Below are 20,076 nucleotides of genomic sequence, written 5' to 3'. Positions count from 1 at the left end.
CTTTGCAAACCATTAGTTTTCAAGTAGCAAATGAACAATAAAAATACTTCAATACAAATGATTGCCGACTACGAAGGCGATATTTCGAATCTGCTTAATACCAATGTTTTAGGCGAGGTTCCTATTCTTACCACGCGTAATTTGGTAGTTTTCCCAGGCGTAGTATCCCCTATTCTGGTGGGTAGAGAAGCCAGTGTGAAGCTCGTTAAGTATCTCGACAAGCATCCAGATACCATCTTTGGCATCTTCTGTCAACGTGATTCCAATGTTGATACTCCAATATTCAAAGACCTCTATACTACAGGTGTATATGCCAAAGTGGTAAAAGTCATTGAGATGCCAGGGCCAGGAAAGAACCTCACGGCTATCGTTCAGGGACTCGGAAGATGTCTGTTGGAGAGCATCACAAAGATGAAACCCTTCTATGCAGGTATTGTTTCACCAAGTGAGGAGCATCTGCCAGCCGAAACAAGTGAGGAGTTTTCGACGGTTTGTGAAACCGTAAAGAAGAGTGCCAAAGACTATATCAGCCTGAATGAAGATATGCCTGACGAGGCACAATTTGCTTTATCAAGTATTCAGAACAAAGTTGTTACCGTCAACTATGTATGTAGCACACTACCTTTTAGCATCAAAGACAAGATTAAACTACTTGAAATTGATGATACAGAAAAGCGTGCTTATAGCTTATTAAAGATACTTGACCGAGAAACTCAACTGTTGAAACTCAAACAAGAGATACGACAGAAGACACGCATGGACCTTGATGAACAGCAGCGTGAATACTTCTTGCAACAACAAATCAAGAATATCAAGGAAGAACTTGGCCATGGTGAGGGTTCACCTGAACATCGTGAACTATTAGAAAAGGCTAAAACCAAGAAATGGAATGAGGATGTTGCAACAACATTCTACAAGGAACTTGAGAAATTAGAGCTATATAATCCACAGAGTCCAGAGTATAGTGTGCAGCTTAACTATCTGCAAAACATGGTTAATCTGCCTTGGGGAGTTTATACAAAAGATGACCTCAATCTCAAGAAAGCAGAAAGAATACTTAACCATGACCACTATGGTATGGAGAAAGTTAAGGAGAGAATACTTGAATATATATCTGTTTTGAAATTGCGAGGTGACTTGAAATCTCCTATCCTTTGCCTTTATGGTCCTCCTGGAGTGGGTAAAACCTCTTTGGGAAAGAGCATTGCAGAGGCTATGAATCGCAAGTATGTACGTATGTCATTGGGTGGACTTCACGATGAATCTGAAATCAGAGGACACCGCAGAACCTATATAGGAGCAATGCCAGGACGCATCATTAAGAACATCCAAAAGGCTGGTTCGAGTAATCCGGTCTTTATACTTGACGAGATAGATAAGGTCACTCAGAACACGATTAACGGTGATCCTTCATCTGCTTTACTTGAAGTTCTCGACCCCGAACAGAACAATGCGTTCCATGACAACTATCTTGATGTTGACTATGACCTATCAAAAGTGCTCTTCATTGCTACGGCCAATGACCTCAATACCATTCCACGACCATTATTAGATCGTATGGAAGTGATTGAAGTGAGTGGCTATATCACTGAAGAGAAAATAGAGATTGCCAAGCGTCACCTCGTTCCTCGTGAACTCGAAAATAATGGTTTAGCGGACAACGAACCAAAAATAAAGTTCAATAAAGCTTCATTGGAGAAGATTATTGAACAGTATACGCGTGAAAGTGGCGTACGACAATTAGAGAAACAAATTAATAAAGCACTCCGAAAATTAGCTTATCAGAAAGCTATAAAAGGAAATATTGAATACTCAGATATCACAGCTGACAAGATAGAGGATTTGCTTGGAAAACCTCCTTTCTATCGCGACATCTATCAAGGCAATGATTATGCGGGTGTGGTTACTGGCTTAGCATGGACAAGTGTGGGTGGAGAGATTCTATTTATTGAAACATCTCTTAACCAAGGAAAAGGCAGTAAGCTCACATTGACAGGCAACTTAGGCGATGTAATGAAAGAATCGGCCATGATAGCCCTACAATATGTGAAAGCACATGTAGACAAATTAGGTATTGACTACCGCATCTTTGACAATTGGAATATCCACATTCATGTGCCCGAGGGTGCAACTCCGAAGGATGGCCCGTCAGCAGGTATCACTATTGCAACGTCGATTGCCTCTGCACTTACACAGCGCAAGGTGCGTAAGAACACAGCAATGACGGGAGAGATTACATTACGTGGAAAGGTACTCCCTGTGGGAGGTATCAAAGAAAAGATATTGGCTGCAAAACGTGCGGGTATCACAGATATCGTGATGTGTAAGGAAAACATGAAGGATATCGAGGAAATCCCTGAGAAATATCGCAGTGGAGTGACATTCCATTATGTTGAAAACATACAACAGGTGTGGGATTTCGCCCTTACAGATGAGCTTGTAGAACATGCGGCCCCACTCACAATTCCAGATGAAAAAGAAGAAAAGCAATGACATTTGAGGTTCAACATACCGATAACGCCAGTGACGCAAGGGCTGGACTCATCACTACTGACCACGGAACGATAAAGACTCCAATCTTTATGCCTGTAGGAACGGCAGGAACAGTGAAGGGTGTTCATTTCAGCGAATTGCACGAACAGGTAAAAGCTCAGATTATTCTTGGCAACACATATCATTTATATTTGCGTCCAGGACTTGACATATTACGTCAAGCAGGAGGTCTCCATGGCTTCAATGGATGGGAACTTCCCATACTGACTGATAGTGGAGGATTTCAAGTTTTCTCGTTAACAGGGATTCGAAAACTAACAGAAGAGGGTTGTACTTTCCAGTCACATATCGACGGAAGCAAACACATGTTTACACCGGAAAATGTGATGGACACAGAAAGAATCATTGGAGCAGACATCATGATGGCTTTCGATGAATGCCCACCCGGTAAAAGCGACTATCAATATGCAAAGAAAAGTCTGGCTATGACACAGCGTTGGCTTGACCGATGCATAAAGCGTTTCAACGAAACAGAACCGCTTTATGGATATAACCAAAGCCTCTTCCCCATCGTACAAGGCTGTACCTACAAGGACTTACGACAGGAAGCTGCCAAATATATCGCTGATAAAGGAGCAGATGGGAATGCAATTGGAGGGTTGGCTGTAGGCGAACCAACAGAGGTTATGTATGAGATGATAGAGGTTGTCAATGAAATTCTACCAAAAGAAAAGCCACGTTATCTCATGGGTGTAGGTACTCCACAAAATATTCTGGAAGCCATTGAACGTGGTGTAGACATGTTTGATTGTGTAATGCCAACGAGAAATGGACGCAATGCTTTGCTTTTCACTTATGATGGAACAATGAATATGCGTAACAAAAAGTGGGAAAACGATTTTACTCCGATTGATGCTGCGGGGTGTGATGTTGATAAACGCTATACCAAAGCCTATCTTCACCATCTCTTTAAGGCTAAGGAGTTGTTGGCAATGCAAATCGGAAGTATTCATAACTTGGCCTTTTATCTTCGTTTAGTGACTGATGCAAGGCACCATATAGAACAAGGTGACTTCGTTTCATGGAAGAAATCAGTTATCGATCGGCTTGGACAACGTTTGTAAAACATAAATGATTGAATTCGGAAAAATAAGGAGACATTTGACAAGATACCGCATGTTGAGATGGCTAAGTAGGCATCCTGCATGCTTACATCGTCTGTTTCAGTGGATTGTTGCACATACATTGATGCTGCAATTCATGGCAAAATGGGTTGGTAAAAGGCTGACATGGTTTCGCTATATCAATCCCCTTCGTTATATCAAACGATTGGATTGGTATATCATTAAGAAGTTTATCGGCACCTACATTTATTCGATTGCACTGATTATCAGTATCTCGATAGTTATTGATATCAATGAAAATTTGGCAAAGTTTAGCGAATATCATGCGCCATTAAAAGCCATCGTGTTCGATTATTACATGAACTTTATCCCATATTTTGCTAATCTTTTTAGCCCTCTTTTCGTATTCATTGCGGTGATATTCTTTACTTCTAAGTTGGCAGGAAATAGTGAGATTATTGCCATGTTAGCTGCTGGTGTGTCATTCAAAAGACTCATGCGACCTTACATGATCTCTTGTATTCTCATCTCAGTTGTATCATTCTATCTCAGTGGATATGTCATCCCACATAGTAATGTCATTCGACAAAACTTCGAATCTCTATATAAGAATAAGAAGAAAACAACAGCAGCAGACAATGTTATGCTTAATGTTGGTAAAGGAACTATCGCCTATATACAACATTATGACAATAATACAAAGCGGGGTTATGGCTTTTCTTTGGATAAGTTTCAAGACAAAAAGCTTGTCAGTCACATGACAGCTATGGAGATACAATACGACACTATAAGCGATTCTAAGTATCATTGGACTGCACAAAATTACAAGATTCGGAAGTTCAATGGCTATCGAGAACAGATCGAAAATGGAGCAAAACGAGACACAACTATACTCATGGAACCAAATGATCTCGTATATTCTAAGGGACAACAAGAGACCTTTACAAACCCTGAACTGAGTGATTATATCTCCAAACAAATCGACAGAGGATCGAGTAATGTGGTTCAATACCAAGTGGAATATCACAAGAGGATAGCTGCCAGTTTAGCTTCTTTCATTCTTACTATCATTGGTCTTTCTTTCTCAGCTAAAAAGAGAAAAGGAGGTATGGGAATGTATCTTGGCATCGGCTTGGCACTTAGTTTCGGTTATATAATGTTACAAACCGTATCATCAACATTTGCTATCAATGCCAATCTTCCACCGATTATTGCTGCATGGATACCAAATATTATCTTTGCTATTGTGGCATATTTCTGCTACAAACAAGCACCAAATTAAAATAATATGTACTTTGACGAATTAGAATTAAACAACAGTGTTCTCGATGCACTCTATGATATGCGCTTTGAAAAGTGCACTCCTGTGCAGGAGAAATGTATTCCGGAAATCCTCAATGGCAATGATGTGTTAGGCGTAGCACAAACAGGAACCGGCAAAACGGCAGCCTACTTACTGCCTATTTTAAGTAAACTTGACGATGGAAATTATCCAGAGAAGGCCATTAATTGTCTTATTATGAGCCCCACTCGAGAGCTTGCTCAGCAGATTGATCAAGCCATGCAAGGATTTGGTTACTATCTAAATGGGGTTAGTAGTGTGGCAGTTTATGGCGGAAATGACGGCAATCGATATGACCAAGAACTAAAGAGTCTCCAATTAGGTGCAGACGTTGTAATTGCCACTCCTGGTCGTCTTATCTCGCATATCAGCTTAGGAAATGTAGATTTAAGTAAGGTTTCATTCTTCATTCTCGATGAAGCTGATCGCATGCTTGACATGGGATTTTCTGATGACATCCTTAAGATTGCAAAGAAACTACCCCAATCTTGTCAGACAATTATGTTCTCTGCGACGATGCCAGACAAGATAGAAGAGCTCGCAAAAACGCTGCTAAAGAATCCTAAAGTCATTAAACTGGCTGTTAGTAAGCCTGCAGAAAAGATTAAACAAAGCGCTTATGTGTGTTATGAAACACAAAAGATGGGTATAATAAAGGACATCTTTAAGGGTGACGATCTTAAGCGAGTTATCATCTTCTGTGGTAGTAAGATGAAAGTAAAACAAGTGGCGGGAGCTCTCCAACGCAAGCATATCAACTGTGGAGAAATGCACTCTGACCTTGATCAAGCAATGAGAGATGAGGTCATGTTCAAGTTTAAGAGTGGTCAATTTGATGTCTTAGTAGCCACTGATATCGTTGCGCGCGGCATTGACATTGACGATATCTCTATGGTTATCAACTACGATGTACCCCATGATGCCGAAGACTATGTGCATCGAATTGGCCGTACTGCACGTGCAGCTCGCGAGGGTTCAGCGATAACATTCGTATCGGATGATGATATTTATTACTTCCAACAGATTGAGAAATTCCTTGGAAAGCAAGTTGATAAGACGCCACTTCCCGAAGGATTAGGCAAAGGTCCTAAATACAAATCAGCCGGAAAACCCAAACGTGGAACTTCAGCGAAGAGCAGAAGACGCACTAATCGCGAACAAACTGCACATAAAGATAAGAAGCAACAGAACCGCCGTCAGCGCAATAATGCAGCTGACTCACAATCTCAAAATAATGAGGTTGCAAAGGATTCTCACAACAATAAGGAACGTAATTCACAAAGAAATAGAAATCAAAGAGGCGAAAAAACATATCAGCCACGTGGTGAAAAACGAAACAACGAGCAACGAAGCAACAGACCTAATGAGGTTAGAAATGCTACAAACTCTCGTAATTCAGAACAACAACAGCACAAGAAACGCCGCGCAAATGTAGAAGGAAACTACAAAAAACGCAATCGTCCACAGACTGAAAATCGTCCTAAGACAACGCACAAGAATACTGCTCACGTGCAGAAAAAACAAGCTGAAAGCGGTATAAAGAAGTTCTTTAAGAAGATTTTCAGAATCAAATAAATTATCATCCGATTCAAATGAACAGAGAGAGGGCCTAAAGTGTCCTCTCTTTTTGTATTTATGCAGCTTCCAATGATTATCTGTTTCATTTCTAATTAAAGCTATTTTATTTAATAAACTTATTATTCTCAACCTAATAAAATAAATTTGTTTGTTTTTATTTGAATTCCAATGATTTTTCTATAACTTTGCAATTAGAATAACATTAATTCTTTTATAGGTAATCAGAAAAAGGTAAAGCGTATGAATGCAAGTGAAGTTTTAGAAAAACTAAAAGTCAGATTCCCAAACGAACCCGAGTACATTCAGGCAGTAAGTCAAATACTTGGCACTATTGAAGAGGAGTATAACAAGCACCCCGAGTTTGAGAAGGCGAACCTTATTGAACGACTTTGTATTCCCGACCGACTCGTAGAATTTCGTGTAACATGGGTAGATGACAAAGGAAAGGTGCAAACTAACATGGGATATCGAATTCAACACAACAACGCTATAGGCCCATATAAAGGTGGATTACGCTTTCATCGCTCTGTAACGCTTTCCATTTTGAAATTCCTTGCCTTTGAACAGACTTTCAAAAATGCCTTGACTACCCTCCCAATGGGTGGCGCAAAAGGTGGTTCAGACTTCTCACCTCGTGGGAAAAGTAATGCAGAAGTGATGCGCTTTTGCCAAGCTTTCATGAATGAACTCTATCGACATATTGGTCCAAATGAAGACGTCCCGGCAGGAGATATCGGTGTAGGTGGACGCGAAGTTGGCTATCTTTTCGGACAATATAAGAAGCTTACACATCAATTTTCGGGTATACTTACGGGCAAAGGACAGGAGTTTGGAGGCTCACTTATACGTCCGGAAGCAACGGGATATGGCAATGTTTACTTCTTAGAAAACATGCTTAAGACTCGCAATATCAGTCTAAAGGGAAAGACTGTACTCGTGTCAGGAGCTGGCAATGTGGCTCAATATACGATTGAAAAGCTATTAGAATTAGGTGCAAAACCCGTCAGTTGTTCCGACTCAGATGGCTATATCTACGACCCCGATGGCATCGATAAAGAGAAGCTTGCCTATATCATGGAGCTGAAAAATGTAGAGAGAGGCCGCATAAAAGAATATGCAGAACGCTATGGAGTCAAGTATTCTGAGGGCAAACCTTGGTTTGAAAAGGCCGACATTGCATCTCCGTGTGCAACCCAAAATGAAATTAATGAAGAGGCAGCCAAAGCCTTAGTGGCCAATGGAGTCATTGCTGTTACGGAGGGAGCAAACATGCCTACCACGCCAGAAGCAACGAAAGTGTTTCAAGATGCAAAGATTCTTTATTGCCCAGGAAAGGCATCTAATGCTGGTGGTGTAGCTGTTTCAGGACTTGAAATGAGTCAAAATTCTGAGCGAATGAAATGGTCACGTGAGGAGGTTGATGCCAAACTTCATGCTATTATGGACGATATTCACGCTAATTGTGTCAAATATGGCACAGAGCCTGATGGCTATATCAACTATGTTAAGGGTGCAAACATTGCGGGCTTCCTTAAAGTTGCAAAGGCCATGATGGCGCAAGGAATCGTATAAAAGAATAAAATCATCATCAAATAAATTAGAAAAGGGGCTGAAATCACAATGATTTCAGCCCCTTTTGTATCATCAATAATGCTATAGAAAAACACAAAAGCTGAAACTCTTTATTTGTGAAGCGCCTCCACAATACATTTTTCAACCATATCCATATCGTCAGTTGGTTCGAAACGCGCTATCACCTTGCCCTCTCTTGAGACCAGAAACTTAGTGAAATTCCATTTGATATCCGAATTTGAAGTATACAAAGCATCTTGCTTTTTCAGCATCTTGTCCATGGCTTCTGCCATCGTTCCTATACCAAAACCATGAAATCCTTGCTCACGTTTCAAGTAAGAGTAGAGCGCAATCTCATGTGAACCATTTACATCAATCTTAGCAAACTGCGGAAAATGTACATCGTAATTAGAGGTACAAAACTCATGAATCTCTGCCGCACTTCCAGGTGCTTGTTGCCCAAATTGATTGCAAGGGAAATCCAAAATGCTGAAACCTTCTGCCTTATACTTCTCATATAAGGCTTCCAACGCTTTATACTGAGGCGTAAAACCACATTTTGTTGCAGTGTTAACTATTAGTAAAACATCGCCTTTCCATTTCTTTAGAGAGACCATCTTACCCTGATTGTCAGCCACTTTGAAAGCATAAACATTCTTTTGTGCAACAGCTTGAAGTGCAAAAAAGACCAATAAGAGGAATAAATATTTTCTCATCACTTATTAATATAAAGATTTTTATTGAGCTAAATAAACTAAAATACATTACAGATACAGACAGCCAATCCCATGACAAAAGCTACTTTGGTTGATTTATGTTAGCAGAATACCCTACTCCACAATCCTATCTTCTCATGTTTCCTTAACACTTTACCCAAATCCTTGATTCTAACGAATATACACTTGTGCCCTTATCATTTCATGGCTCTAATCATTTTACAAAACAAATCAAGCCATTTTACTGCGCGATCTCAGCCACTTTATCGTGTGAAATGAGGCACTTCATAAGTTCATTTGATGCATATTACAAAACACTCTGCCTCACATCTTGATGACATAAGCATTGAAAACTACCCTCATCCCATTTCTATGAATTAAAAATAAGATTCAGATTATCCAACAAAATACACCAATCGACAATAAGATAGACTACCAAATGGTCCTACTTTTCTTCAACTTCGTCTTCAAAATTGTCTTTCGTGTGGTCCTTTAAACTATCTATCAACTTATCCAAAAGTGGCACTAATTGAAACACTTCCTCTTTACTAAGCCCACATTTACTAAAGTGATTGAGCATACATTGAGGCACTTTAGCCGCCTCTTTCTCCATACTCTTGCCCTCTTTTGTCAATGAAACGATGCGTTGACGGGAATCAACCATTCCACGAGTACGTATGACTAACCCCATTTTCTCCATGCGCTGAATGAGTGGAGTCACCGTGTTGGTCTCTAAAAGAAGTTTATGTGCAATGTCATTTACAGGCTGATTGTCTGTCTCCCAAAGCACCATCATCACCAAATATTGTGGGTATGTGATGCCCAACTTATCCAAAAAAGGATTATAAGTCTGGGTAACAAGCCTACTTGCTGAATACAATCTAAAACAGAGTTGACTGCTTAATTTTAATTGTTCGAATGCCATAGATAAATATTTAGGATGAAAGCTAAACGCAAACACAGATAAACAATGATTCTAAATGACTAATCTTATCACAAGATAGCTATCATCAGAATAACTTTTCTGCCTGGTGAGGCATCAAAAGATAATACACTTCACATTGCAGTGAGTGTAGGGTCTGCTTGTCGTAAAGCACTCATTTACAAACGCTTTATATCGTCTTCGATGCAAAGATAACGAGAAAAAAGCAGGAAAACAAATCAACTCCTATAGTTTTAAGCCTTATTAACCCTCATCAATACAAGCTGAAGTCATGAGAAGTAAAATTGAATGATAGCCTAATACACATCAATATCAAGAACAAAAAATAGCATTCTACACCCTATTTTACCCAAAAACATTGTACCTTTACACCCCAATTGACATTAAAACTCATTCAGAATGAAAAAGAATACATGGTATAAACATCACAAATGGATAGGCATTGTTGTCAGTTTCTTTTTGCTAATGTTTTGCATTTCAGGGCTAATACTCAATCATCCAACGTTATTTTCCAATTGTAATATCAGCAGATCATGGCTTCCTAAGCGTTATCAATATGACAAATGGAACTTAGGTTTGCTGCGCGGAAGCATCAAATGGCATAATAAAGTGTTAGTCTATGGCAATTCAGGAATATGGAGAACTGATACAACGGCTAAGCATTTTGATGATTTTAATCAAGGATTGCCCACAGGAGCTGATGCAAGAAACATCAAAGGAATGGCCATTTTACCTTCAGGAAAGCTTTTTGCTGCGGGACAATATGGACTATATGTTTATGCAAACAATCAATGGCAATCGGTCAATTTGTCTATTGGCAGTGATGAAAAGCTTTGTGATATCACTTCAAAAGGTGACTCTTTGTTGTTCACTACACGCTCTTTTGTCTATTTAAGTAAACCACCTTATCAGCAATTTCAACGCATAAGCCTTCAAAAAGCAAGTGATTCGGATGGCAAAGTATCCCTCTTTCGCACGGTATGGCTACTACATAGTGGTGAGTTGTTTGGGCTTATTGGCGTGCTGATTGTAGACATGATAGCCATTGTTTTCATTCTGTTGATTGTCACAGGAATATTTTATTGGATTCATCCTAAAGGCAAAACATCGGCTTGGTTGCATCGAAAGGCAGGCTCATGGCACAACGAAATAGGACGTATTAGCTTTGTTTTAGCACTTCTACTCAGCATTACTGGCTGGCTTCTTCGACCGCCAGCACTACTTGCTATCGCTTCAGGAAGAGTTCCAGCTATACCTTTTTCAACGTTAGATAGCGACAATAGTTGGAATGATCAGTTGCGCTCACTCCGATATGATCAGGCAGAAGGCGACTGGCTTTTATATACTTCAAATGGTTTTTACAGCTTAAAAACGCTTCAATCAACACCTTATCCCGTGAAAATGCAACCGCCGGTGAGTGTCATGGGCATTAATGTTGAAACGCAAGATGAGAATGGTTATTGGCTGATTGGCTCGTTTAGTGGCATGTATATATGGGAAAGAAAGTCAGGTATCATTGCAGATTACTACACACATGGACTGGCTGAACAGACTGGAGGCATACCCATTAGTGCGCATGCGGTGTCGGGTTACACAAACGACTTTGGCGAATTTGAACATGTAATCGATTATAACATCGGAAGTGAAGCACTGAAAATGCCGGCAAAGATGAAGCAACTGCCAATGTCTTTGCGTAATGTTGCATTAGAACTCCACACGGGTAGGCTCTACACTTTCCTTGGTTCAGCCAGCATTTTCTATATTTTTATCATCGGACTTGCTGTTATTTGGTGTCTTTGGAGCGGCTGGAAGATACGCTATCAGAAACGAAAGAAAGATTCAAATAAAGTAGTACAGAAAACGGATGTTGACTCATCAAATGATTAAACCTATCGGATTACAACACTGAATCCTTCAAAAAAGAGCTTATAATAGCTTTCTTTGTGAAATAAATTCATTAGAAATACAAAGCAATAAAAATGTGTTTAAGGCTTAAATAACGCCTTCTCATCCTGCGAAAAGAAATGATTTTGTAGTAGGAAAGATTCTAAACATGGAATAAGAAAACGCTGTAAGACTTAATCTTACAGCGTTTTTATTATGTTGAATCAAGCGGAAGATGAGGGATTCAAACCCCCGATACGCGAAAGGCGTATACCGGATTTCGAGTCCAGCGCATTCGGTCACTCTGCCAATCTTCCTAAATTGCAATGCAAAAGTAATGAAAAAAGCTGAAAAAGAAAGCTGTAAAACCTTCTGAAAACATTGTTTTAACAGACATTATACATTCAACCTTCAAAAGAAAGTTTGCTTAATCGCATCCTCAACTGTTCTGCTTCACTCTTTCGAATGCTTAATTTGATACTGCACGTGTTATCAAATTTTTGGTCAATAACACGTGGTTGCATCTCTTTTACCACACGCATCACATCGTTCATCATAGGATAAGTGAAGTCGAAATCTATTGTTTCTTCTACCTGTTTCACGATAACTGAGGCATTCGAAAGAGCCTCATTAGCAGCTGTTCGATAAGCATTGATGAGTCCACTTGTACCTAATTTCACTCCACCGAAATAGCGAATGACGAAAACAATGACGTCAGTCAGCTCATGACTAATAATCTGTCCTAAGATGGGTTTACCTGCTGTAGAACTTGGTTCGCCATCATCATTGGCACGAAATGCCTTTTGTTCGGGGCCAAGCATATAGGCATAGCAGCAATGTCTGGCGTCATAATATTGCTTACGATAGGCAATTACAAGCTCTTTTGCCTCATCTACCGATTCAATATGATGCGCAAAGGCGAGGAATTTACTGCGTTTCTCCGTGTAATATCCCTCGCCTATAGTTTCTTCTACAATCGTTTTATACTGATCTTCGACCATTTATTCTAACTTATAGATAACGAGTCCGCTGCGAAGTTTAGGCTCAAACCAAGTCGCTTTGGGTGGCATTATCTTCCCACTATCAGCAATATCCATAATCTGTTGCATGCTTACAGGGTACAAAGCCAATGCCATTTGCATCTCACCACTATCCACCCGACGGCGGAGTTCTTGCAATCCGCGAAGTCCTCCAACAAAATCTATCCGCTTATCTGACCTTAAATCCTTTATGCCAAGAAGCTCATCGAGAATCAATCTGCTTGAGATGTCTACATCTAAAACGCTGATTGGGTCGTTATTATTGTATGTTCCGTCTTTTGCTTTCAAACTAAACCATTGCTTATCTAAGTAAAGTGAGAACTCATGTAGTCGCTGAGGACGATATTCTTCCGTTCCTTTTGGAGTGACAATAAAGTTCTTTTCGAGTGCAAGTAGAAACTCTTTAGGCGACATTCCGTTAAGATCTTTCACCACACGGTTATAATCTAAGATGGTCAATTGACTTGCGGGAAAGCACACTGCCATAAAGAAGTTGTAGGGTTCTGTGCCTTTATGGTTAGGGTTTTGATTCGCTTTTTCTGCTCCAACGAGTGCAGCGGCGGCAGAACGATGGTGTCCATCGGCGATGTATAGACTCGGCATGCGATTGAAAGCGTCTGTAATGGTCGCAATATCTGATTCATCTTCGACCACCCATAGCTGGTGTCTGAACCCATCAATGGGTGCAATGAAATCATACTCTGGCGGAGTTTGCGCATAACGCGAAAGCAAATTGTCGAGTGTTTCGTTATCAGGATAGGCCAAAAATACGGGTCCCATGTTCGCATTACAAGCGCGAACGTGTTTCATTCTGTCTTCTTCTTTCTCACGACGAGTTAGTTCATGCTTCTTAATTACACCCTCCATATAGTCTGAAACGCTTGCTCCCACGACCAAACCATATTGAGTCTTACCATTCATTGTTTGAGAATAGATGTAGTAATGCTCCTTTTCATCTTGCTTTAACCATCCCTTGTCGACGAATTTCTTAAAGTGTTCGGCTGCACTTCCATAGACTCTTGGGTCATGTTCGTCTGTACCTATTTCGAAATTAATTTCAGGTCGTGTGATATGATAAAGACTTTTCTCGTTGGTTCCAGCCTCTTGACGAGCTTCTTCAGAACTCAACACGTCATAAGGACGACATTCTACCAACTCAACAAGAGCCTTTGGAGGACGCAATCCCCTAAAAGGTTTTATCTGTGCCATAGTAAAAGAATATATGTTTTTAAGTTAAACAAGCTATCTCGAGCCTCATATGAAGTCATACAAGGCCCGAGTCCATTGCGTTAATCAATAGATTTATTTGTTCACTTGATATTTCGTGCACCCGTCAGTAAAGTAAGAAATTATCTGCTTTGCAGCCGCAATACCTGCATTTATGTTTGCTTCGGCTGTCTGTGCACCCATCTTTTTGGGCGTAGAGAAATAGCGTCCTTCGAACTTTTTGAATTCAGTGTCACCATCAGGCATAATATCTGTGATGAATTTTAGGTCGGTTCGGTTAGCCAACAACTCTAATAACTCATCCTCATTAATAACTTCTTTACGAGCCGTATTTATGAGAATACCCCCCTTTGGAAGCTGACCAACAAGCCCACTTCCTATACTTTTGATTGTCTCGGGGGTTGAAGGAATATGCAAACTCACAATATCGCAGTTCTCAAACAACTCATTTTGGCTCTTACAAGCATGCACTCCTGCTGCTTCAATGACATCATTCGGGCAGTAAGTATCATAGGCATAGACTTCCATATCAAAGCCTTTTGCGATGCGAGCAACATTGCGTCCCACATTACCGAAAGCCAAAATGCCAAGTCGTTTGCCTTTTAACTCAGTACCAGATTTACCATTATAGAAGTTACGTACAGCCATAACGAGTAATCCAAACACAAGTTCTGCTACAGCATTTGAGTTTTGTCCCGGCGTGTTTTCAGCCACAATATGATGTGAAGTGGCTGCATTCAAGTCTATATTGTCATATCCCGCACCAGCACGAACTACGATTTGCAGCTTCTTTGCAGCGTTAAAAACTTCTTCATCAACTTTATCTGAGCGGATAATCATTGCATCTGCATCCTCAACAGCACTGAGAAGTTGAGCCTTATCAGTATATTTCTCGAGCAACATCAACTCATGTCCTTCAGCTTCTACTACTTCTCTAATCCCTTCAACGGCTGCAATTGCAAAAGGTTTCTCGGTTGCAACTAATACTTTCATAGTGATTTGATTTAATGTTTAGCAGGAAAAGTGAAGCACTCTTCCTGCAAATAAGGTTATGATTAATGTTTTGCTTCAAAAGCTTTCATTGTTTCTATCAAGGCATTTACACCCTCCATAGTCTGTGCATTGTAGCAACTTGCACGGAAACCACCTACAGAACGGTGTCCTTTAATACCTACAATACCACGCTCAACTGCAAAATCAAGGAAGGCCTTTTCAAGCTCTTCATAACCTGAATTCATTACAAAGCAGATATTCATTAACGAACGTGAGTCAACTTCTACAGTCCCTTTGAAGAGCTTATTGCGGTCAATCTCACTATAAAGTGCATCAGCCCGTTCGTGAGCTCGCTTGTCGGCAGCCTCTAATCCACCATGTTTCTTCAACCAACGGAGGTTCTCTAACATAGAATAAATGGGTACAACGGGAGGCGTATTAAACATAGATCCCTTATCAATATGCGTGTGATAATCTATCATTGTAGGTAGTTCTCGCACCCTCTTTTCTAAGGCTTTATCCTTCAAAATGACTACCGTTACACCAGCCATTGCTATATTTTTCTGTGCACCTGCATAGATAGCATCATACTTTTTAACGTCAACTGGTCTGCTCATGATATCCGAACTCATGTCTGCAATCAATGGAACCTTAACATCAAAATCACCGCGATACTCCGTGCCATAAATCGTATTGTTCGTTGTTATGTGTAGATAGTCAACATCAGATGGCACATTTGATTCGAAGTTCTTAGGGTAATAAGTATAGTTAGAAGCTGCAGATGAAGCCACCTCTACTACCTCTCCAAAGAACTTTGCCTCTTTCATTGCCTTCTTAGCCCATACACCTGAGTTCACATAAGCAGCCTTCTTGATGAGGAAGTTGGCTGGAATCTGCATGAACTGTAACGATGCTCCACCTCCTAAAAAGACGACAGAATATCCCTCGGGTATACTCAAAAGCTCTTTAAAAAGGTCTACACTTTCATCGACAACTGACTGAAAGTCCTTCGTACGATGACTTATTTCCATCAGCGAAAGACCACTACCATTGAAATCAAGGATTTGCTTTGCTGTGTTTTCTACTACTTCTCGAGGAAGCATTGACGGTCCTGCATTAAAGTTATACTTCTTCATCTGAATTAAATTTTAAGTTCTGTTAATGCGTGATATAAATAGTTTTACAAATGCGAATGTACACCTTTATTTTCAAAAAAGCAAATAAATTCCTGTTATTTTACATCAACTATCAAGAAATAAACATTAATTTTAAGAAACAATCTCATTTTAAGGAAGTTATTCCTTCATTTGATTGGAAAGGAAAGGAAAAAGAAAGTATATTTATCTTCACCTCATTTCGTCTCGTAATAAATGCCATTTCACCGAGTAAAATGAGGCAAATCACGATGCAAAACGCCCCACTTCAGCACATGAAATGGGGCATTCTATAAATAAGAATAAAACACATTGAGTATCAATCTGTTTCCTTATGAATCATCTTTACACAGCATCGACTTAGCGAACTTCCTCAACAATGGTTTTGATTCCTTTTATTTTCTCGCCTTTTGTAAGGCGTAAAACCTGCTGAGTCTTAGCCCTGACAACAGCCACATAACTATAACGGTCGTTCACATCAATACGGCCTATCTCGTCAGCCCGCAGTCCTCCTTTCTTACATAGAAAGCCTACAATGTCTGCTTTGCTTACTTTGTCCTTCTTTCCTTTACCGATATAGAGGGTTTTATTCTTAGGAAGAGCCGGACGAAGTCGTTCATTTAGAAGCACATAATCTTCTACTTCAGCATCTACATAAGCAGGAATCTGCTCTTGAGTATTTAGAATAAAGAAAGCACGTCCATGCTTATCCCACCGTGCAGTGCGTCCAACGCGGTGAATATATCCGTCTTCACTCTCTGGAATATGATAATGAACAATGTTCTCAATGTTAGGAATGTCAAGACCACGCGAAGCTAAATCAGTGCTGACCATAATGTTTGCACTGCCATTTGAGAACCGATAAAGCGCAACTTCACGTTCTTTTTGTTCCATTCCTCCATGAAAAAAGCTGACACTAAAGCCTGCATCCATCAAAAAATCGGCAGTTCGTTGCACCGCATCCCGATAGTTCAGAAACACTATTGTGCTTTGTTCGCCAAACGAAAGCAACAATTGTTTTAAGGTATCGAGTTTGTCTTTGTCTGGACTTTCCACCTTATATATATGTACACGATCAGGCACTTGTTCCGTCTTTGGTAAGAAATCAAGAACCTTAAACGCTGCATTTATAAGCTGTTGCTCCCCAAGTTCCTCTGCTGGAGTAGCCGAAAGAAGAATACATCTCACTTGTTTCGGCAGTTTGTTTGTCAGTGCTTCCATCTCCTTTTGAAAGCCCATTTCAAGACATTTGTCAAATTCGTCAAGCACAAGATAATGGATTCCTTCAGCAACGATATTGCCTTTATCAAGATGATCGTTAAGGCGTCCGGGCGTAGCAAACACAATTTGTGGTTTGAGGTCACGCAGATGACGATGTTCTTCCATTGTCATGCGCCCACCATAGCACGCCATTCCACGCAAGCCACAGCTCATATCTTTGAGCACATTGGCCGACTGCAAGGCTAGTTCACGGCCTGGTACAACAACAACCGCCTGCACTTCATCTGACGTTTTGTCGAGTAATTGTGTGAGTGGAAGCAAATAAGACAGCGTTTTTCCAGAGCCTGTTGGAGACAAAATAATAACGTTTTCATTCTCCTCCAACAGGGTTTGTTGGGCTGCCTGTTGCATATTGTTGAGCGTTATGCCCAACTTCTTGGTTATCTTCTCTATATTTTGAGTCATCTTTTCAGTCCTCTCATCAACTTATCTATTTCATCAAACTGCTTCCCCATATTCAAATTTAAATATATTGTATAAAGAGGAAGTGCCCATTTTTCCTTTTGATCAGGAGCCAATGCACGATATTTCTCTAAATAAGGCAAGGCTTTTTTAAAGAGATCATACACTTGATTGTATTTCTTTCCGCCTGTTTTTCTATTCTTATCCAACTCTATCGCCTGATCAAACAGCGCCAAACCAGCATTCAAATAGGCATCAGCAAGTGTGTCGTTTTCAGCTATCAGTTGCTCACTCAAAGCAAAACACTCCTTATATTGCCCCATTGTCAACAACAAGGTGCTTTTGGCAAAACGGAAAAGAGTACTTGTTGAATCAATCTTCAACGCCTCATTGCACGTCTTCATGGCTTCACTATAACTGCCGTTATGACTATAATAGTCTACCAAACGTGGGAAAAAGAAAGGAAACTTCGGATAACTTTGGAAGCCATCTTTTAGCGTCTGCACATAACGAGCCGTATCTTGCTCGAGCTTATAAGTCTCGGCAAGATATTGTAACATATAAGGCAGATGCAAACTATCCTTTAATGCCAAATAAGTATGGCGCAAAGTGAGTTGCGGATTCTGTAGTTTATAGCCACAATATGAAGCCCAATAACCAGCCTCGGGCAAGCGTTTATCGCATTGTGCATAATGTAACTGTTCAAACATTGGCTTTGAAGCCGTGTTGATATAGGTATCAAACAGGTCGAAAGCACGTGTAAAGTCTTGCTTCTTCATAAAGAACGCCCCCCCATTAAAGAGGTTTGGACGGATTAGATTGAGGGCTTCTGCACTGCGCGCGCGGTGTTTCAGTTTCACTCTTCCATGCGAGTCGGGCTGTCGGTCCAGTGAATCCAAGGCCTCAAGCGTATCAAACATTCGTTTGCCAACAAGGAATAAAGCCGTAGTATCATACTTTTCTTTCAGATAAAGCTTTTCATTTCCCTGTTCATATTGTTTGCGTTGAGCCTCAAAAAGCAGTATCCATAACTTCTCATTACTACGAGACGACGAATCGTTCAGCAAGTCAGTGAGAAGTTTTTCAGCCTGATTAAGGTTCTTTCCACTCTTGATATAGTCTTTTGCTTGTGTTATTGTTTTCTTCTGTCCCCAAAGAATCATTGGGAAACAGAGTAATAACGGAATCAGAAATCTTTTCATTTTGTTTGTAATCCTAATACTTTATCTACTTCGTTGAGTAATCTTTTCCACGCCACAACCTGTTGTTTGTCATCCAAAACAGAGGTCTGTATCAACCATGTGCGTGCGGTTTGATAGAGTTCTTTCACTTGGTTTCTATCTTTCTTGGGAAGTTTTCGCCGTCCATTCATCAAGCTATCACGGAGCTCTTCGGCTTTAGAAACATAGCAAACCCCTATATTATAGACTGCCTGCACATAGTTACTGTCGATAGCAATGGCCTGTTTGAAACTCTCGATAGCATCATCCCATCGCTTCTTTTGCATCTCGATGTCTCCTTTCAAGACCCATGCACGTCGGTTCTTCGGATGTTTTTGAAGATCCATTTCAGCAAACTTAGCCAGCTGTTGCTGCTTATCTTTCAGCCCAGAATAGTAATCTATGAGCATCTTATAATAGATATCATTCGATGGTGCCATGTCATAGAGCGATGTCAAGGCCGTGATATATTTCGCTGAATCGACCTCTGTGTAGAGATGAGTCTTCATGCAATTAATCTTTATTTCGGCTGCACCTTTAGCATAGTTTGCATCTTTTAATGCGACATCTGCATAGCGTTCGGCTTCTGCATAGTTCTCTTTTCCATAGGAAAGCAAGCTTACATAATAAGCCACTAACCCTCGGTGATTGTCATTCCCATGGAAAAGAGGACCATCTATACAATCAAGATAGAGTTTGAAATACTGCATAGCCTCATCATTCTTACGCAAACCATATTCATACATGCCTGCATCGACAAGTAAAGGGAGGAAAGATGAAAGCCGCTTTTGATTCAAAAAGCGATAACGGGGATCGCTTCTTCCCTTCTTATCTGCCATTGCATCAAAATGATCGCATAGCACTGCATCTCGCATCAAATGCTTGATTGCTTTATAATAAGCAATCGTATCAGCTTTAATGGCAGTCAAACTATCAAGTTTTCTGTCAATTCCAGCATTGAGTTTCTTGGCAGTTTTGCGTGCATCTTGCCCATAACCTTGGAACGAGAAGACAAAACTAACAAGAAGGAATGAGATGAGAATACGACCTTTCATATATTATTTCAGATGAAAAAAGGGATAGTAACACAGCCAAAGCCATGTACTA

Annotated in this window: 15 protein-coding genes and 1 tRNA gene; 6 read left to right on the top strand and 10 right to left on the bottom strand. The window is 40.3% G+C overall.

Annotation, left to right across the window (positions count from 1 at the left end; genetic code table 11):
- Nucleotides 1-30 precede the first annotated feature (30 nt).
- The 5 genes from lon (at nucleotide 31) to HMPREF9145_RS05290 (ending at nucleotide 8,109) form a co-directional block, all read left to right on the top strand.
- Nucleotides 31-2,493, top strand: coding sequence for an endopeptidase La (gene lon / locus HMPREF9145_RS05310; protein ID WP_036906712.1), 2,463 nt, complete (start codon nucleotides 31-33; stop codon nucleotides 2,491-2,493).
- Entirely contained in the window at nucleotides 2,490-3,617 is a 1,128-nt protein-coding gene (gene tgt, locus HMPREF9145_RS05305; RefSeq protein WP_007134016.1) for a tRNA guanosine(34) transglycosylase Tgt, read from the top strand. The genes lon and tgt overlap by 4 nt, the downstream gene beginning before the upstream one ends.
- 7 nt (nucleotides 3,618-3,624) lie before the next feature.
- Nucleotides 3,625-4,899 (top strand): LptF/LptG family permease, encoded by a 1,275-nt coding sequence (locus HMPREF9145_RS05300; protein ID WP_036906711.1) that lies wholly within the window; start codon nucleotides 3,625-3,627, stop codon nucleotides 4,897-4,899.
- A gap of 6 nt (nucleotides 4,900-4,905) precedes the next feature.
- Nucleotides 4,906-6,534, top strand: coding sequence for a DEAD/DEAH box helicase (locus HMPREF9145_RS05295; protein ID WP_021825306.1), 1,629 nt, complete (start codon nucleotides 4,906-4,908; stop codon nucleotides 6,532-6,534).
- A gap of 243 nt (nucleotides 6,535-6,777) precedes the next feature.
- The gene (locus HMPREF9145_RS05290) at nucleotides 6,778-8,109 is read left to right on the top strand and encodes an NADP-specific glutamate dehydrogenase (RefSeq protein ID WP_021825314.1); all 1,332 of its coding nucleotides are present in this window, start codon (nucleotides 6,778-6,780) and stop codon (nucleotides 8,107-8,109) included.
- 110 nt (nucleotides 8,110-8,219) lie between these two features.
- Here HMPREF9145_RS05290 and HMPREF9145_RS05285 read toward each other — a convergent pair whose 3' ends face one another.
- Both HMPREF9145_RS05285 and HMPREF9145_RS05280 read right to left on the bottom strand, forming a co-directional pair.
- Nucleotides 8,220-8,825 carry a glutathione peroxidase gene (locus HMPREF9145_RS05285; RefSeq protein WP_021825291.1) on the bottom strand — a complete coding sequence of 202 codons (606 nt, stop codon included), beginning with the start codon at nucleotides 8,823-8,825 and terminating at the stop codon, nucleotides 8,220-8,222.
- A gap of 445 nt (nucleotides 8,826-9,270) precedes the next feature.
- The gene (locus HMPREF9145_RS05280; RefSeq protein WP_036906709.1) at nucleotides 9,271-9,750 is read right to left on the bottom strand and encodes a MarR family winged helix-turn-helix transcriptional regulator; all 480 of its coding nucleotides are present in this window, start codon (nucleotides 9,748-9,750) and stop codon (nucleotides 9,271-9,273) included.
- A 417-nt stretch (nucleotides 9,751-10,167) separates the two neighbouring features.
- Here HMPREF9145_RS05280 and HMPREF9145_RS05275 point away from each other — a divergent pair, with 417 nt between their 5' ends.
- Complete coding sequence (locus HMPREF9145_RS05275) at nucleotides 10,168-11,655, top strand: PepSY domain-containing protein (RefSeq protein ID WP_021825283.1); 1,488 nt, start codon at nucleotides 10,168-10,170, stop codon at nucleotides 11,653-11,655.
- A 226-nt stretch (nucleotides 11,656-11,881) separates the two neighbouring features.
- Here HMPREF9145_RS05275 and HMPREF9145_RS05270 read toward each other — a convergent pair.
- From HMPREF9145_RS05270 to HMPREF9145_RS05230, 8 genes are all read right to left on the bottom strand, one after another.
- Nucleotides 11,882-11,969, bottom strand: a tRNA-Ser gene (locus HMPREF9145_RS05270).
- An 87-nt stretch (nucleotides 11,970-12,056) separates the two neighbouring features.
- Nucleotides 12,057-12,653 carry an IMPACT family protein gene (locus tag HMPREF9145_RS05265; RefSeq protein WP_021825298.1) on the bottom strand — a complete coding sequence of 199 codons (597 nt, stop codon included), beginning with the start codon at nucleotides 12,651-12,653 and terminating at the stop codon, nucleotides 12,057-12,059.
- Nucleotides 12,654-13,901, bottom strand: coding sequence for a DUF1015 domain-containing protein (locus HMPREF9145_RS05260; protein ID WP_021825287.1), 1,248 nt, complete (start codon nucleotides 13,899-13,901; stop codon nucleotides 12,654-12,656). It abuts the gene before it with no gap.
- A gap of 93 nt (nucleotides 13,902-13,994) precedes the next feature.
- A complete protein-coding gene (locus tag HMPREF9145_RS05255) occupies nucleotides 13,995-14,912 on the bottom strand; it encodes an NAD(P)-dependent oxidoreductase (protein ID WP_021825328.1) in 918 nt (305 codons plus the stop codon).
- A 62-nt stretch (nucleotides 14,913-14,974) separates the two neighbouring features.
- Nucleotides 14,975-16,048, bottom strand: coding sequence for a 3-phosphoserine/phosphohydroxythreonine transaminase (serC, locus tag HMPREF9145_RS05250; RefSeq protein WP_021825323.1), 1,074 nt, complete (start codon nucleotides 16,046-16,048; stop codon nucleotides 14,975-14,977).
- Nucleotides 16,049-16,426: 378 nt separating this feature from the next.
- Complete coding sequence (locus tag HMPREF9145_RS05240) at nucleotides 16,427-17,752, bottom strand: DEAD/DEAH box helicase (protein ID WP_021825290.1); 1,326 nt, start codon at nucleotides 17,750-17,752, stop codon at nucleotides 16,427-16,429.
- Complete coding sequence (locus HMPREF9145_RS05235) at nucleotides 17,749-18,951, bottom strand: tetratricopeptide repeat protein (protein WP_021825321.1); 1,203 nt, start codon at nucleotides 18,949-18,951, stop codon at nucleotides 17,749-17,751. Before HMPREF9145_RS05235 ends, HMPREF9145_RS05240 begins: the two co-directional genes overlap by 4 nt.
- Nucleotides 18,948-20,024, bottom strand: coding sequence for a tetratricopeptide repeat protein (locus tag HMPREF9145_RS05230; RefSeq protein ID WP_021825318.1), 1,077 nt, complete (start codon nucleotides 20,022-20,024; stop codon nucleotides 18,948-18,950). Before HMPREF9145_RS05230 ends, HMPREF9145_RS05235 begins: the two co-directional genes overlap by 4 nt.
- Between the last annotated feature and the right edge of the window lie 52 nt (nucleotides 20,025-20,076).

The sequence above is a fragment of the Segatella salivae F0493 genome, from assembly GCF_000477535.1.
Taxonomy (GTDB): domain Bacteria; phylum Bacteroidota; class Bacteroidia; order Bacteroidales; family Bacteroidaceae; genus Prevotella; species Prevotella salivae.
The sequence above is the reverse complement of the archived record's forward strand: the minus strand, read 5'-3'. Positions and strand labels throughout refer to the sequence as shown.